Source organism: Phaeobacter gallaeciensis (assembly GCF_001678945.1).
Lineage (GTDB): Bacteria > Pseudomonadota > Alphaproteobacteria > Rhodobacterales > Rhodobacteraceae > Phycobacter > Phycobacter gallaeciensis_A.
On the sequence record NZ_CP015124.1, the window covers coordinates 543,953 to 558,546 of the forward strand.

The window sequence follows — 14,594 nt, forward strand, 5'->3', positions numbered from 1 at the left end:
CTTATGGATATGATACTCGACGTTCTGATTGCAGGCTTTCTGGTCATGGCCGGTGTGTTCGGCTTTGTCGGCTCCTACGGCCTGTTGAAACTCAATGACCCGATGTCGCGGCTGCACGCTCCGACCAAGGCGACGACGCTGGGCGTGGGCGGGGTTCTTCTTGCCTCGATGGTGCACGCGATCGCCTTTGAAGGGCGCCTGTCGCTACACGAATTGATGATCACGCTGTTTCTGTTCTTGACCGCCCCGGTGACCGCGCATTTCATCGCCAAGGTGCACATTCACCGTCGCGAGGAAACAGGCACTCTGCCTTCGGCTGGACCGGATGCGATCTGGGCCACCCACAACACCCCGCCGGAAGATCCCGAAAGCACAGATCAGCCGCAATAGCCCCACCCCGGGCCATTGGCCCACGGCCCCAGAAACAGAAAGTGAGCCACCGAAATGGATACCTCCCGCCTGCCCCAAACCAAAGATGTGGTTTTGATCGGAGGCGGGCATGCCCATGCGCTGGTGCTGCTGAAATGGGGGATGCGCCCGCTGCCCGGCGCGCGGCTGACGCTGATCAACCCCGGCCCCACCGCGCCCTATTCGGGGATGCTGCCCGGCTTTGTTGCCGGTCACTACGCGCGGGGCGATCTTGATATCGATCTGGTCCGGCTGGCGCGCTTTGCCGGAGCGCGGCTGGTGCAGGGCGCGGCCGACGGACTTGATCCCGAAACCCGCAGCGTCCGGGTGCCGGGGCGACCTGACATCACTTATGACGTGGCCTCGGTCGATGTGGGGATTACCTCTGACATGCCAAACCTGCCCGGGTTTGCAGAACATGGCATCCCCGCGAAGCCGCTTGGTAGTTTTGCCCGCCGCTGGGACGCGTTCCGCGGCGGCGATGGCCCTGCCCGCATCGCGGTGATCGGCGGCGGCGTGGCCGGGGCCGAGCTGGTTCTGGCGATGGCTCATTCCCTGCGCAGCCGGGGCCGCCTTGAACAAGCCACCCTGATCGATAGCGGCCCGGTTCTGGGCACCGCCAGCGCCGGGATCCGCGAGCGGCTGCGCCGCGCCTTTTCCGAGCAAGGCGTCACCGTTGTTGAAAACACCGCCGTCAATCGCATCCATTCCAGCCATATCGAACTCGAAGGCGGGCGCGAGGTTCTCTCGGGCTTCACCACCGGCGCTGCCGGGGCGCGCCCGCATGACTGGCTGGCCGATACCGGGCTTGAGGTACAGGACGGCTTCCTTACCGTTTCGGACAGCCTGCAAACCTCGGACCCGCAGGTCTTTGCCGCCGGGGATTGCGCCCATCTGGCCTATGCCCCGCGCCCCAAGGCCGGTGTCTACGCAGTGCGGCAGGCCCCGGTTCTGCTGCACAACTTGCGCGCCGCCATCACCGGCGATCCGATGCGCCACTACCGGCCGCAGAAGGATTACCTGAAACTGATCTCCATGGGCGCCAAGGAAGCACTGGGAGAAAGGTTCGGCACCCAGTTTTCCGGCCCGATGATCTGGCGCTGGAAGGACCGGATCGATCAGAACTTCATGGAGCAATTCCGCAGCCTGCCCGAAATGGAGGTTCCAGACCTGCCGCCCGAACATACGCTGGACCTGCCTGCAGTGCTGGGCGACAAACCCATGTGCGGCGGCTGCGGCGCCAAGGCCGGGCGCGCCGCCTTGCATGCGGCAGGCGTGTCGCGCGTGGCGAGTCTGCGTGAGGATGTCACCGCCCTGCCCGGAGATGATGCCGCGCTACTGACCATGGGCGACGTGCGGCAGGTGATCAGCACCGATCATCTGCGCGCCTTCAGCCTTGATCCCTTCGTGATGGCCCGTATCGCAGCGGTGCACGCGCTTGGCGATATCTGGGCCATGGGCGCCGCCCCGCAGGCCGCCACAGCCAACTTGATCCTGCCGCGTCTGGCGCCAGCCCTGCAGCAACGGACCCTGATTGAAATCATGACCGCCGCGCGCAGCGTGATGGAGGATGCAGGCGCCGAGATCATCGGCGGTCATACCTCGCTGGGGGATGAGCTGACTGTGGGGTTCACAGTCACCGGGCTTTGCAACCAGGATCCTGTGACCCTTGCCGGGGCGCAGCCGGGCGATGCATTGGTTCTGACCAAACCGCTCGGCTCCGGCGTAATCATGGCCGCCGAAATGGCAGGCAAGGCCGAAGGCGCCTGGGTCACCGCTGCGCTTGAACAGATGGCCCAGCCGCAGGCCGCAGCCTCCCGCATTCTGGCACCCGAAGCCCACGCGATGACCGACGTCACTGGCTTTGGTCTGGCCGGGCATCTCCTTGGCATCTGCGAGGCTTCAGGCGTCAGTGCAGAGATTGATTTTGCCGCCGTGCCGCTGATGGAGGGCGCCGCGCAGCTGGCCGACAGCGGCATCCGCTCCTCGCTATTCCCGGAAAACGCCGCGTTGCTGCCGGAATGGCTCACCAGTGGCGCGCAGGATCTGCTGTTCGACCCGCAGACCGCTGGCGGCCTGCTCGCGGCCCTACCGCAGGACAAGGCCGACGGGGTGCTGCAGCAGCTGAAAGAGGCAGGTTACCCGGCGGCGATCATCGGGAAGATTACCCAAGGCGCAGGGCAAATTGTTTTGACTTAAAAACCCTTTGCGGCCAGACCTTCAAGCGTGTCGCAGATAGTCGTGGCGGCAGATTGCAGCGTCTGATCGTCCAGATCCTTCAGCTGTACTTCTGCCACGGCATCAGCGCCGATGTTGCGGCGTGAACTGCGGTAGGCCGGATCGTAATGCTGCTCCATCAGGGCGCGCGCCAAGCCAGCCATATCGCCCTCTTCGATCAGGGACAGCCAGCCATCCACCACCGCATTCGAGCGACGCGCACGAAGCCGCTCCAGCATTTCGGACAGTGTATCCGCATCTGGCAGACCGTCGCTGTAGCTCCGCAGCAGGTAGCGGCAGCGTTCTTCGACCGAGGCGCTGACCTCGATCCGTGGCGCCTGTTTCATCAGGCTCCAGAGGCTGGGGGGAATGATCCGGTCTCCAACCTTGCTCGATTCCGCCTCGACAAGCACAGGGCGGCTGGGGTCCAGACGGCTCAGCGCACCCGCAAGCGCAGATTCAAAGGCCTTCTGGCCGGGCTGGTCCTCCGGCATGCCCCCCAAAAGCGAGCCGCGATGGTTGGCCAGCCCTTCCAGATCCAGCACCTGCGCGCCCAGTTCTGCCACATGCTTCAGAAGGTCGGTCTTCGCCGTGCCGGTATAGCCATCCAACAGCACAAGCCGGTAAGGCAGATCGTCCTCATACAACATTTGATGCACCAGCCTGCGGTAGGACTGATAGCCGCCTGAGATCATCTCGGCCCGCCAGCCGATCTGCTGCAAGAGATAGGTGAAACTGCCGGAGCGCTGCCCACCGCGCCAGCAATAGACCAGCGGCCGCCAGCCGCCTTCGTATTGGCTCAGCGTCTCTTCGATGTGCCGCGCGGCATTGCGGAACACCATGGCCGCGCCCAGCTTGCGCGCCAGAAAGGGGCTTTCTTGCACATAGATCGTGCCAACCTCAGCCCGTTCTTCATTGTTCAGGACCGGCAGGTTGATAGCACCGGGGACGTGATCCTCTGCAAATTCGGCCGGGCTACGCACATCAATGATGGTGTCATAGCCATGATCGTACATATCCTGAAGGGAAGAAAAACTTTTCACCATGAAACAGGGTCTAGCCCGCTGCATCCACAAGGGAAAGCGGGTTTTACGGACCCGGCTGCCGATTGACCGGCTGCGACACCGTATATGGTGGCCATTTACCCACTATTCTGGTTTATCTGTGCATCACAGTCGGACGAGACAGCAACAGCCGGAACAGGGTTTATGGACGCACAAGACGAGGATGATCACGCGTTGGATCTGCATCAGTTTCCCGGTCACCTGATCCGCCGCTTGCATCAGATTTCAGTGGCCCAGTTCACCGAAAAGGTCGCCGCCCACGATATCGACCTCACCCCTGTTCAATACGCCGCGCTGAAAGCCATTGATGCCAACCCTGGCATTGATCAGGCCTCTGTTGCGGGGCTTATTGCCTATGACCGGGCGACACTCGGCAAGGTGATCGACCGGCTGGAAGCGAAACAGCTGATCGACCGCACCGTCAGCCCGCGGGATCGCCGCGCGCGACAGCTGACCCTGACCGAAGCTGGTAAAGAGGTTCTAGCCCGGGCGCACCCCCTTGTACGCGAGGTGCAAGGCGAGATCCTGACCGGCCTCAGCCCTGAAGAGCAGGAACAATTCATGACGCTGCTGCAAAAGGCGACAGCCGCTGGCAACGAACGCAGCCGCGCCCCCCTGCGCAGACCGCCCCGGCAAAGCTAGCGCGTATAGCCTAAAAGGCATTCGCGTGGAGGCTTATGCTTTGGCCGCGTGTTTCGACAGCCCCGGAACACGTCTGTAAAAACGCAAAACGACCAGTTTTCAGAACGCGGGGCGCGAAACGCGCCACCCGACTGAAAACCGGTCGTTTTTGCCTAAAGCGCCTGCGCTCTTAGGCCGCTTTCAGCGCCTGGGACTCGGTGGCTCCGAAGAACTCCGAATGCAGCAGTGCAATGGCTGCGTCCTTATCCTCGCGCTGCAGGATGAACTGGGTGTCCACATTGCGTGGCCCCTGCGTTGCACCGCGCGGCAGAATATCCTTCTTCTCAAGGGCATTCATCCCGCGGGCCAGGACGTGCAGGCCACTCAGATCGCGTCCCACGACGGAGATCAGCGACAGCTTTTCGCTGTTGACCTCGGCCTGCGGGAAGCGGGCCAGCAGATCGGCCTCGACCCGGCGCATCGATTTTAGCGAGGCGTCCAGATAGTGGGTCACCGTATTGGCATTGGTCACCTTCGACACGATCCGCACGTTGTGGCGTGTCAGGATGTCCAACACCGCAGCGTCATAGCCTTTGACGCCGACCATGTCCTGTTCGAACAGCTCCAGCGCAATAATATCAAGGCCGGTGACGATTTCAGCCGCCGCCTTGGGTGCGGGCTGTTCGTCGATAACCGTGCCCGGATCATTGGGTTCAAAGCAGTTGGTGACGCGCAGCGGCACACCGGATTGACGCAGGGTCTTTGCCGCCGATGGGTGGATCGCCTCCATGCCGAGGTTTGCCATCTGGTCCGCCACGTCATAGTTGGTGTGGCCCAGTTTGCGGGCGTTCTCGGCACCGACCAGTTTCGGATCGGCAGATGACAGGTGGAATTCCTTGTGAATGATCGCCTCACGCGCGCCGGTCTGTGCTGCCAACTGCGAGAAGGTCACCTCGGAATAACCCCGGTCGAATTCCCGCATCAGGCCTTCGGCGCATTGCGCGTAGCCGGTGACGATGGGCATTTCCTGCGCCGGGTCGACCCCTTCCAGAGCCGTTTCAATCCGCTGTTCCAGCGACATATCCGCATCGCCGCGCCAGCCGGACAGATCCACCAGACGCGCATTGACGCCCGCCCGCTGCAACATCAGCACGGCAACCAGCGCCGAATGCGCCTCGCCGAGACCAGAGAGCAGCTCGCGGATCTGCAGCAGATGCGTATTCAGGCGGAAATGTCCGTAGGAGCACAGGCGCTGCAGGTCGATCAGGCAATTGCGGGCGCCTTCGATACGTTCCTGCACAAAGGCCGTTGCCTGGGCAACATCGCCGGCATTGTCCAGAACCGCCTCATGCGCGGCGATCATCGCGGCCGAGACCTCGTTCAGAGCATCGAACCAGCCGTGGTCATCCTCGGCATTGGCAAAGCGGGCATAGACACCGGGGGCACCGGTCTTCTTGTGCTCCAACAGTAGGTTGGTGATGCCACCAAAGGCGGACACCACGAAAATACGCCCGTATTCGGGCTCATCGTTCTTGATGAACAGCGTATCCCGTAGCTCGTTCAGGCGGGACATGGATGTCCCGCCGATCTTTTCTACAGTATGGGTCATGGCTTAAGCCTCGACGGTTTCTGGCGCCGCGTAGGATCCGTCTTCCCGGTGTACTTCGGTTCCCGTAACGGGCGGATTGAAGCAGCAGGCCATCACGAGCTGTTCGTCAGCCTTCAACACGTGGCGGTCGTGTTTGTCGAGCGCATACATCACGCCGGGACGGATGTGATGCGTCTCGCCGGTTGCCAGGTCGGTGATCGACCCGCTGCCCTGCATGCAATAGACGCTCTCAAAGTGGTTCTTGTATTCGAACGTATGTTCCGAGCCTGCCTCGAGGAAGGTGATGTGGAAGGAAAAGCCCATCCCATCATCGGCCAGAAGCATACGGACGCTGGTCCACTCCGCATCGCTGACCACGCGGTCGCGGTCTTTTTCAAGGATATCGTTATAGTCACGGACAATCATTGTCTTACTCCGCTGCAACTTTGGTTGTTCCGATCACGTCCCGCGCGGCATCCTTGAGAATGCTGAGGCCAGCTTCGAGCTGGGCGTCGGGCGTGGTCAGGGGGGCGAGGATCTTGACGACCTCATCATTGGGGCCGGAGGTTTCGACAATCAGGCCATTCTGGAACGCACGGGCGCAGATATCGCCAGCCAGTTCACCAGATCCGACATCGACACCGCGCATCATGCTGCGACCCTTGAGCCGCGAGCCGGGCACCATGTCGGCGATTTCCTGCAGGGCCTTTTCGACGATCTTCGCCCGGCGGGCGATGTCATCCTGAAAGGCGTTATCCGACCAGAATTTCTCGATCGCGACGCGGGCCGTGATAAAGGCATGGGTGTTGCCGCGGAAGGTGCCGTTGTGTTCGGCCGGGCCCATCACATCATGCTCGGGCTTCACCAGAACCAGCGCCATCGGCAGGCCAAAGCCCGAAACCGATTTCGCCATGGTGACGATGTCGGGGTCGATGCCGAACTCCTCGAAAGAGAAGAAAGTTCCGGTGCGGCCGCAACCGGCCTGAATGTCGTCGATGATCAGCAGAGCGCCTGCTTCCTTGGCAAGACGTGCAACGCGCTGCACCCATTCAGGGCGCGCAGCGTTCAGGCCGCCTTCGCCCTGCACGGTTTCCAGCAGGATTGCGGCAGGTGCGTCCAGACCCGAAGACGGATCGTTCAGCATCGCCTCCAGGTAATCGGCAGTGTCGGTGCCCTGCCCCATGTAGCCGTCAAACGGCAGACGGGTCACGTTATTGAGGGGCAGCCCGGCGCCGCCGCGGTGATAGCCGTTGCCGGTGGCGGCCAGCGCACCCTGCGTCACACCGTGGAACCCATTGGTGAAGGCCACGATATTGCTGCGTCCGGTCACCTTGCGGGCAATTTTCATCGCCGCTTCGACCGCGTTGGCACCGGTGGGGCCGGTGAACATCACCTTGTGGTCCATGTTACGTGGACGCAGGATGACGTTCTCAAAGGTCTCGAGGAAATCGGCCTTGGTATTGGTGTGCATGTCCAGACCATGGGCGATGCCATCGGCCTGCAGATGCGCGATCAGCGCCTCTTTCATGTCCGGGTCGTTGTGCCCGTAGTTGAGCGACGAGCAGCCGGCCAGAAAATCGATATAAGTTTGACCGTCGCGGGCAGTCATTTCAGAGCCCTGCGCGGAGGTAAAGACGGTATCGAAGCCACGGCAATAGCTGCGCGCCTCGGATTCCCGACGTTTGAATACAGTTGTGGTGGAGGTGTTCGTAGACATACGACCTCTTTTGGGTGGGAGAAAGTTTGAAGTGAAAACCGACGTCTGCGCGGCTCAAGCAGCCAGCTGAGCGCGCTCGTCCAGAGGGATGGTCACCAGGTTTTCCGTTTTATGACGATCCTGGAAGTGCAGCGCCTGCGTGTAGTAGGGCTGAATATCCAGACCGCTGTCCTGAAGCTTGGCGAACTTGCGGAACAACGCCCAGGAGGCGTCATTGTCGGCGGTAATCGTAGTTTGCAAGCGGGTGACGCCTTCGCAGGCCTCACGCTGCATGATCGATTGCAGCATCAGCGCGCCCAGACCGCGGCCGCGCGCCTTTTCGGACACGGCAACCTGCCATACAAACAGCGTTTCGGGGTCGTTGGGCATGACGTAGGCAGAGATCCACCCCACGGCCTCGCCCGACAGCTCGGCCAGTACGCATGTGTCGGCAAAATGATCGCACTGCAGCAAGTTGCAGTACATCGAATTCTCGTCAAGCGGCCTGCAGCTGCGGACCAGCTCCCAGATATCCGCGCCATCCGACGCTGTCGGTTTACGCAGTGTGGGCAGCGGGATCCGCCTCGGGTCAGCGTGGTATTGCATGTGTTCGCTCCTTTCGCTTCGGCAATCGAAATAGCAGCGCCTCACGAAAACTTCAATAGGCAAAGCAAAATTTGCGACACAAACGTCGCTTTTAGGCATTATGTCGCGGATATCGTCGTATTTAGCCCCCTGCATCCTTTATATTTCGAAGTGTATTCTGCTTTGAATAGCGTCATATCTTCCTATATAGTTTGATGATCAAAACAACGGAGTCTTCATGGATCGCATCGACAGCAGCTTGATCGCGCTTCGGCGCATCGTCCGGGCCACCGAATTGTTCGGACGCGAAATTCGGCAAACCACCGGGGTGACACCGGCCCAGTTCCGGGTTCTTCAGATCATCGGAGAACAGGGTTACAGCACCGCCAAGGCGATTTCGCTGCGGATGCGGGTGTCCCAGGGGACCATCACCTCGTTTGTCGACAAGCTGGTGCGTGACGGTCTGGTGCTGCGTGAAAAGTCGAGCCAGGACCGGCGGCAGACCAATATCCTGCTGACCGATGCCGGTCGTCAGGTCCTGACTGAGGCACCCGACCCGCTGCAGCAACGCTTTGTACGCAAGTTCAACGCGATGGAAGACTGGGAGCAGGCGATGCTGGTGGCGGGCCTTGAACGCGTGGCGGCGATGCTGGATGCCGACGACATCGATGCGTCCCCAGTGCTGGATACAGGCGACATCCGCCACGCCGTCGACCACTAGCCCATACTCGCGCTAATATTTATAATTTTATCCCTCCAAAACAGCACCCTACAAAGTAAATGTAAAAAACATTTACTTGCGGACTTGCAGGGCGCAGGCGAGCGTACGATATTGAGGATGTGAAGGCGATTTACATCAACCCAATACCGGAGGTTCCAATGACGAGTATCACCCCCACCGCAGCCGCCCCGCATGACCAGGGCTGGTTTTCCCGCAGCGAGGCCTGGCTGGACAGCAAGGGCAAAGGCGCCTGGATTGCTGCCATGGTGCTTGGCTTTGTGTTCTTCTGGCCAATCGGCCTCGCCCTGCTGTTTTACATGATCTGGAGCAAACGTATGTTCAACAAATCCTGCCGCCACCGCAAATCCTGGACCCGCCATGGCATGTCCGCCATGACCTCGAGCGGCAACAGCGCCTTTGACGCCTACAAGGCCGATACGCTGCGCCGCCTGGAGCAGGAACAGGACGATTTCAACGCCTTCCTGCAGCGCCTGCGCGAAGCCAAGGACAAGGCTGAGTTCGACGAATTCATGGAGCAGCGCGCCGCCGCCCCTGCCGAAGCGCAAGACATCAGCGACGAGGATATCGGCGACAAACGCCACTGATCCTGCTGACATCAGCGCCTCCCGCCCATAGATACGGGTGGGAGGCGCTAGCTTGCCTGCCTGCCCCCACACGCCCGCAAAACAGGACACCTGAGATGACCGCCCTGCCCGACCCGGATTACCAAGCTGAATTCTACGCATCGGTTGCCCCCAAACGGCTGCTGGCCTGGGTCGTCGACAGCCTGATCATATTCGGCCTGTGTATGGCGACAGTGGTGATGACTGCCTTTGTCGGTCTCTTCATCTGGCCGCTGCTCTATCTGACGATCGGCTTTGCCTACCGGACCATTACCATCGCCAACGGCTCTGCCACGCTGGGGATGCGCTTTGCAGGCATCGAGCTGCGTGACCTTTCCGGCCAGCGGATGGATCTGCAGATGGCCGCGCTGCATACGGGTGCTTATACGGTTGCTCTGGCCGTGCCGCTTTTGCAGGTGGTCTCGGTGATCATGATGCTGACATCGGCACGCGGTCAGGGGCTGGGCGATGCCATTCTCGGCACCGTGATGCTGAACCGGCGCAGCATCCAGCGATAGCGGTCAACTCGGGGCAAACATCCCGCTTGGCAATCACTGTTAAACCATTTGTGCAGACCGGCCTTGGCGGGCGGGTTGGTCGTTGCTATCGTGAACTCCAGCCTTATTGTGTTTTTTTGACAAGCCTTGGACTCAAGCCCGACCCTATGCGCCATACTCTTCCGATCGCACCGCAGTTCTATGTGACTGCGCCCCAACCATGCCCCTATCTAGAGGGGCGGATGGAGCGGAAGCTGTTCACGGCGTTGCAGGGCGATGGTGTCGAGCAGCTGAACAATAGCCTCTCGCAACAGGGGTTCCGGCGCTCTCAGAACGTGCTGTATCGTCCGTCCTGTTCGGAATGTTCGGCCTGCCTGTCGGCGCGCATCAACGTGGCAGAGTTCACGCCCAGCCGCAGCCAGAAACGCACCAGCAAGCGCAACGCGCACCTGGTCCGCCGGGCAACATCACCTTGGGCAACGGAGGACCAGTACCAGCTGTTCCGCGACTATCTGGACAGCCGCCACGCGGATGGCGGCATGGCCGATATGGACGTGTTCGAATATGCCGCAATGATCGAGGAAACTCCGGTGCGCAGTCGGGTGGTGGAATACACGAATCCCGAAGACAACGCACTGACTGCGGTGTCGCTGACCGATGTGCTCGAAGACGGGTTGAGCATGGTCTATTCCTTCTACAACCCGAACCTGCAGCAGAATTCGCTGGGCACCTATATGATCCTCGATCACATCGACATCGCGCGCGATGCAGGGCTGCCCTATGTCTACCTCGGCTACTGGGTCAAAGGCAGCCCCAAGATGGGTTATAAGGTCAAGTTCTCGGGCCTTGAGGTCTATCAAGGGGGTAAGTGGACAGCGATGTCCGAGGTTCAAGATACTGCGGACAGCCCTGCGACCGATACGATTTCCGAACAGGTCGCCAATATTCAGCTTCCCCAGCAGCCGGTCCACCGCGGGCGGTAACTCTCCAGCAGTCGGGGCCCTAGCCCCCAACCACGCAGCCAACGGCTGAAGGCGTCTCTTGGGGCTGCACGTGCGACTCCATAGCCCAACCTTGACGCTATCTGGCGGATCTCGCCGGGTCCGGCCTGTCTGCCTGTGCGCTCCTGTCACCACCATCTGCACCGCCGCCATGAAAAAGGGGCCCACGAGGGGCCCCTTAAGTCTTTGTGATATCCTGAACCGGATCAGCCCGGCATCAGCGCCGGTACGATTGTCACGATCGACGGGAACAGCCACAGGATCGCAAGACCCACCACCTGGATCAGCACGAAGGGAAGCACCCCGCGATAGATATGACCCGTTGTCACCTCCTTCGGTGCAACCCCGCGCAGGTAGAACAGCGCAAAGCCGAAGGGCGGTGTCAGGAACGAGGTCTGCAGGTTCACCGCAACCATGATGGTCACCCATTTCGGATCGAAGGAACCGCCGTAGATCACCGGCCCGACAATTGGGATCACGATGTAGATGATCTCAAGGAAGTCGAGCACGAAGCCCAGGAAGAACAGCACCAGCATCACGATCAGGAAGACCGTCATCTCGTTGTCAAAGCTCTTCAGGAACTGCTGGATGTAGTGCTCACCGCCAAAGGAGATCACCACCAGGTTCAGAAGCTGCGAGCCGATCAGGATGGTGAAGACCATCGAGGTCACCTTCGCCGTCTCACGCACGATCGGCGTCAGAACCCCGCCCTTGAACAGCACCCAGCAGCCAAACAGCAGGCCGAACAGCGCATAAAGGTAGGCCGCATAAGCGAAGAAGAAGGCCACCCAGCTTTCGAACGACACATTGTCCTGATTGATCCGCAGATCGAAGTTCACCCCGATCAGGATGCACAGGATCACCGCGAAGGTGGACCAGATGATCACCTTGCCCGAGCGTCCCTCGTCCTGCAAACGGCGATACGCCGCCAGCATGATGGCACCGCCTGCCCCCAGCGCCGCAGCGGGCGTCGGGTTGGTGATACCGCCAAGGATCGAGCCGAGCACGGCCACGATCAGAACCAGCGGCGGGAAGACCACCCGGATCAGATCGTTGCGCGCACAGCGGATCGCCGCCTCTTTACAGCCGTAAAGCGCGATCGCCAGCGGGATCAGCATCAGCAGCACCGTCGCCCCGGGGGACGTGGTCGGCGCGATCAGCAGAATGTCGACCAGTGCCAGCAGCAGAAGACCGATGGCCCCTACGATCAGCGGCTTGGTATCGCGCGACGGCGCGACACCGCGGCCAACGGCCAGAACCAGGCCCAGCAGAACGATGATCACCGCGATACCGGTGCCGATCGGCGCCGCGTTGGCAATCTTCTCAACCTCTGCCGCAGCGATCTCTTCCTCGCTCAGACGCTCAGCCGAGGCGACACCGCCAGCGGCATCAATCGCCTTCTGCTCTTCCACCGCTGCATCCCAGGCTTCCTGACCATGCAGTTCGATCATCGAGGCCTGACATTCCGCCCCGACCGAGGTGCGCAGCGACGCGGTCTGACCAGCGTCGGAGAAGCTGGACACATTGATGTTCTGCGAGCCAACAACGCCGAACGAGCCAAGCAGCACGGTGCCGACGATGATCGCAGCAGGCGCGCCCAGGAACCAGGTCAGTGCCTCGGTGCGGGTCACCGGTTCGTCACTGGCGCCGCCGAGCTCAACCGCAGGTGCCTTTTCCGGGTTCATCAGCGCATAGCCAAAGGCATAAAGCGCATAAAGAAGCGCCAGCATGATGCCCGGCAGCAGCGCCGCCTGGAACAGGGTCCCGACCGAAACGACCGCAGGCTCACCCAGGAAGGTCAGCGCATCGGTACAGCCCGCTTCCTGCGCACGGTTTTCCTGCGCAGTGGAGTAAAGATCCCCTGCCAGCGTGCCCAGAAGAACGATCACGATAGAGGGCGGGATGATCTGCCCCAGCGTGCCCGAAGCTGCAATCACACCCGTCGCCAGCTCCGGCGAGTAGTTGTTGCGCAGCATGGTGGGCAGCGCCAGAAGCCCCATGGTCACCACGGTTGCGCCCACGATGCCGGTCGAAGCGGCCAGGAAGGCCCCCACAACCACGATGGACACGGCCAGACCGCCGGGCAGCGGGCCAAAGACGCGCGCCATGGTGGTCAGCAGATCGTTGGCGATCTTCGACCGCTCCAGGGTGATCCCCATCAGAACGAACATCAGAACCGCCAGCAGCGTTTCAATCGACGCCCCTGCCAGAACCCGCTCGTTCATGCGGTTCACGATGAAGGAGACGTTGCGATCCATCGCGCTTTCCCAGCCCTGCGGGAACACATGCTCGGCAACGCGTGGAAGATCCGGATATCGGAAGATGGATATGACATCGGGTTTGACGCCCGAATTCACCAGATCCCGGTAGACCTGCGACGAGGTGTCGATGGCCTGGTGAACCAGAAGCCCGGCACTGTCGAGCGCCGCGATAATCCCGAAGGAGATGATGCCGGCGCCGCCGATGGCAAAGGCCACCGGGAAGCCGGAAAGAATGCCTCCGAAAAGGCAGAAGAATACGATGATCAGGCCGATTTCGACGCCATCAAGACCGAATAGCATGTCAGCTGTCCCTTAGTTTAATGCGCGCCTTCATAGGCTTCTTCGCCCTCTCCAAGGGTATCCTTGTCGAGGTATTTGTTTTCACTACCCTGACCTTCGACGAACTCGAGGAACGAGCGGTAGAAGAAGGCAATGGCGTGCAGGAAAACGATGCCTGCAAACGAGACCAGCAGGATCTTGAACAGGAAGTACCCGTTGAAGCCGTTCGGGCTGAATCCGATGGTTTCCACGTTCCAGCGCAGCGCACGTGCTTTCATCACCAGCCGGTCAAGCCCATCAGAGGCCGAAGGCTTCGGCACGATCAGGTGGCGCCACAGGAAGAACCAGCCATACATCCAGGTCAGAACGGCCGCAGGCATCATGAAGATCAGCGAGCCGATCATGTCGATCACCCGCTTGGCGCGGAAGCTGATGCCAGAGTAGATCAGGTCAACCCGCACATGGCCGCCCTGCACGAATGTGTAGGCAACGCACATACAGACCACCAGAGCGTTATAGAGCTTCAGCTCTTCGGCAAACCACGAGATGTCCATCTGCAGTTCGATCCCCAGACCGAAACTCATGTCCGGCCGGGCAAAGACCCGCTGCATGAAAACGATGATGATCTGCTGGATAACCATGATCAGACCGGCCCAGGCGAACAGGCGGCCGATGGTATTGGCAAAGCCTTCCAGCCCGCGCACCACGCCCCACATGACTTGGCGCTGGTAAATCCCCACCGCTGTCAGAACCAGAAACGCGGTAAACACTACAAAGAAGAACTCGACCGAGCCACCGAAGTAGACAAAGCGCATAAGCGACTGTTTGTCCTCTACGGACTCCAGCCCTCCGGTCCATGCCAGCCATTCGCTGGTATGGGAGAGCGCGTAGCCAAGATTGTAAAAGGCGCCAGCGATGTTCTGGACCAGCCAGACAAGACCACCCCACAGGGCGCCGAAAAAGGAAATGCCACTGTCGTCCTGCATTGTTCCCCCGGGATCATTGATTGCGGCGGGTCTTTAGATGAGCTGGC

Annotated in this window: 14 protein-coding genes; 7 read left to right on the forward strand and 7 right to left on the reverse strand. The window is 60.8% G+C overall.

Going from position 1 to position 14,594, the window contains the following annotated elements; genetic code table 11:
- Window positions 1-3: 3 nt before the first annotated feature.
- Both JL2886_RS02560 and selD read left to right on the forward strand, forming a co-directional pair.
- Complete coding sequence (locus JL2886_RS02560) at window positions 4-390, forward strand: Na+/H+ antiporter subunit G (protein ID WP_065270587.1); 387 nt, start codon at window positions 4-6, stop codon at window positions 388-390.
- 54 nt (window positions 391-444) lie between these two features.
- Window positions 445-2,607, forward strand: coding sequence for a selenide, water dikinase SelD (gene selD / locus JL2886_RS02565; RefSeq protein ID WP_065270588.1), 2,163 nt, complete (start codon window positions 445-447; stop codon window positions 2,605-2,607).
- Here the strand turns inward: selD and mnmH are convergent.
- Window positions 2,604-3,671, reverse strand: a complete 1,068-nt coding sequence (gene mnmH, locus JL2886_RS02570; RefSeq protein WP_065270589.1) for a tRNA 2-selenouridine(34) synthase MnmH — start codon at window positions 3,669-3,671, stop codon at window positions 2,604-2,606. The genes selD and mnmH overlap by 4 nt on opposite strands.
- 162 nt (window positions 3,672-3,833) lie before the next feature.
- Between mnmH and JL2886_RS02575 the strand changes: the two genes are divergently transcribed.
- On the forward strand, window positions 3,834-4,331 hold the full coding sequence (locus JL2886_RS02575) for a MarR family winged helix-turn-helix transcriptional regulator (RefSeq protein WP_065270590.1): 498 nt from the start codon (window positions 3,834-3,836) through the stop codon (window positions 4,329-4,331).
- A gap of 169 nt (window positions 4,332-4,500) precedes the next feature.
- Here JL2886_RS02575 and JL2886_RS02580 read toward each other — a convergent pair whose 3' ends face one another.
- From JL2886_RS02580 to ectA, 4 genes are read right to left on the reverse strand one after another with little or no spacing between them, the layout of a single operon-like run.
- Window positions 4,501-5,919 carry an aspartate kinase gene (locus JL2886_RS02580; protein WP_065270591.1) on the reverse strand — a complete coding sequence of 473 codons (1,419 nt, stop codon included), beginning with the start codon at window positions 5,917-5,919 and terminating at the stop codon, window positions 4,501-4,503.
- 3 nt (window positions 5,920-5,922) lie between these two features.
- Window positions 5,923-6,324 (reverse strand): ectoine synthase, encoded by a 402-nt coding sequence (locus JL2886_RS02585; protein ID WP_065270592.1) that lies wholly within the window; start codon window positions 6,322-6,324, stop codon window positions 5,923-5,925.
- Window positions 6,325-6,328: 4 nt separating this feature from the next.
- A complete protein-coding gene (gene ectB, locus JL2886_RS02590) occupies window positions 6,329-7,615 on the reverse strand; it encodes a diaminobutyrate--2-oxoglutarate transaminase (protein ID WP_065270593.1) in 1,287 nt (428 codons plus the stop codon).
- Between the two features lie 54 nt (window positions 7,616-7,669).
- Complete coding sequence (gene ectA / locus JL2886_RS02595) at window positions 7,670-8,200, reverse strand: diaminobutyrate acetyltransferase (RefSeq protein WP_065270594.1); 531 nt, start codon at window positions 8,198-8,200, stop codon at window positions 7,670-7,672.
- 217 nt (window positions 8,201-8,417) lie between these two features.
- Between ectA and JL2886_RS02600 the strand changes: the two genes are divergently transcribed.
- The 4 genes from JL2886_RS02600 (at window position 8,418) to JL2886_RS02615 (ending at window position 11,003) form a co-directional block, all read left to right on the forward strand.
- Window positions 8,418-8,900, forward strand: a complete 483-nt coding sequence (locus JL2886_RS02600) for a MarR family winged helix-turn-helix transcriptional regulator (protein WP_065270595.1) — start codon at window positions 8,418-8,420, stop codon at window positions 8,898-8,900.
- A 158-nt stretch (window positions 8,901-9,058) separates the two neighbouring features.
- On the forward strand, window positions 9,059-9,505 hold the full coding sequence (locus tag JL2886_RS02605; RefSeq protein ID WP_065270596.1) for a DUF2852 domain-containing protein: 447 nt from the start codon (window positions 9,059-9,061) through the stop codon (window positions 9,503-9,505).
- A 95-nt stretch (window positions 9,506-9,600) separates the two neighbouring features.
- A complete protein-coding gene (locus tag JL2886_RS02610) occupies window positions 9,601-10,041 on the forward strand; it encodes an RDD family protein (protein WP_065270597.1) in 441 nt (146 codons plus the stop codon).
- 146 nt (window positions 10,042-10,187) lie between these two features.
- Window positions 10,188-11,003: an arginyltransferase gene (locus JL2886_RS02615; protein ID WP_065270598.1), complete on the forward strand. Its 816-nt coding sequence runs from the start codon at window positions 10,188-10,190 to the stop codon at window positions 11,001-11,003.
- A 224-nt stretch (window positions 11,004-11,227) separates the two neighbouring features.
- On the opposite strand, the gene JL2886_RS02620 is transcribed toward JL2886_RS02615, so the two are convergent.
- The gene (locus tag JL2886_RS02620; protein ID WP_065270599.1) at window positions 11,228-13,582 is read right to left on the reverse strand and encodes a TRAP transporter large permease; all 2,355 of its coding nucleotides are present in this window, start codon (window positions 13,580-13,582) and stop codon (window positions 11,228-11,230) included.
- Between the two features lie 17 nt (window positions 13,583-13,599).
- Entirely contained in the window at window positions 13,600-14,547 is a 948-nt protein-coding gene (locus JL2886_RS02625) for a TRAP transporter small permease subunit (protein WP_065270600.1), read from the reverse strand.
- Between the last annotated feature and the right edge of the window lie 47 nt (window positions 14,548-14,594).

What these genes read in the sequence shown, in the direction of transcription:
- JL2886_RS02610 (WP_065270597.1), top strand. Translation starts at nt 9,601, where the DNA reads ATGACCGCCCTGCCCGACCCGGATTACCAAGCTGAATTCTACGCATCG.
- JL2886_RS02625 (WP_065270600.1), bottom strand. Translation starts at nt 14,547, where the DNA reads ATGCAGGACGACAGTGGCATTTCCTTTTTCGGCGCCCTGTGGGGTGGT.
- JL2886_RS02600 (WP_065270595.1), top strand. Translation starts at nt 8,418, where the DNA reads ATGGATCGCATCGACAGCAGCTTGATCGCGCTTCGGCGCATCGTCCGG.
- JL2886_RS02620 (WP_065270599.1), bottom strand. Translation starts at nt 13,582, where the DNA reads ATGCTATTCGGTCTTGATGGCGTCGAAATCGGCCTGATCATCGTATTC.
- JL2886_RS02615 (WP_065270598.1), top strand. Translation starts at nt 10,188, where the DNA reads ATGCGCCATACTCTTCCGATCGCACCGCAGTTCTATGTGACTGCGCCC.
- selD (WP_065270588.1), top strand. Translation starts at nt 445, where the DNA reads ATGGATACCTCCCGCCTGCCCCAAACCAAAGATGTGGTTTTGATCGGA.
- ectB (WP_065270593.1), bottom strand. Translation starts at nt 7,615, where the DNA reads ATGTCTACGAACACCTCCACCACAACTGTATTCAAACGTCGGGAATCC.
- ectA (WP_065270594.1), bottom strand. Translation starts at nt 8,200, where the DNA reads ATGCAATACCACGCTGACCCGAGGCGGATCCCGCTGCCCACACTGCGT.
- JL2886_RS02575 (WP_065270590.1), top strand. Translation starts at nt 3,834, where the DNA reads ATGGACGCACAAGACGAGGATGATCACGCGTTGGATCTGCATCAGTTT.
- JL2886_RS02585 (WP_065270592.1), bottom strand. Translation starts at nt 6,324, where the DNA reads ATGATTGTCCGTGACTATAACGATATCCTTGAAAAAGACCGCGACCGC.
- JL2886_RS02580 (WP_065270591.1), bottom strand. Translation starts at nt 5,919, where the DNA reads ATGACCCATACTGTAGAAAAGATCGGCGGGACATCCATGTCCCGCCTG.
- JL2886_RS02605 (WP_065270596.1), top strand. Translation starts at nt 9,059, where the DNA reads ATGACGAGTATCACCCCCACCGCAGCCGCCCCGCATGACCAGGGCTGG.
- mnmH (WP_065270589.1), bottom strand. Translation starts at nt 3,671, where the DNA reads ATGGTGAAAAGTTTTTCTTCCCTTCAGGATATGTACGATCATGGCTAT.
- JL2886_RS02560 (WP_065270587.1), top strand. Translation starts at nt 4, where the DNA reads ATGGATATGATACTCGACGTTCTGATTGCAGGCTTTCTGGTCATGGCC.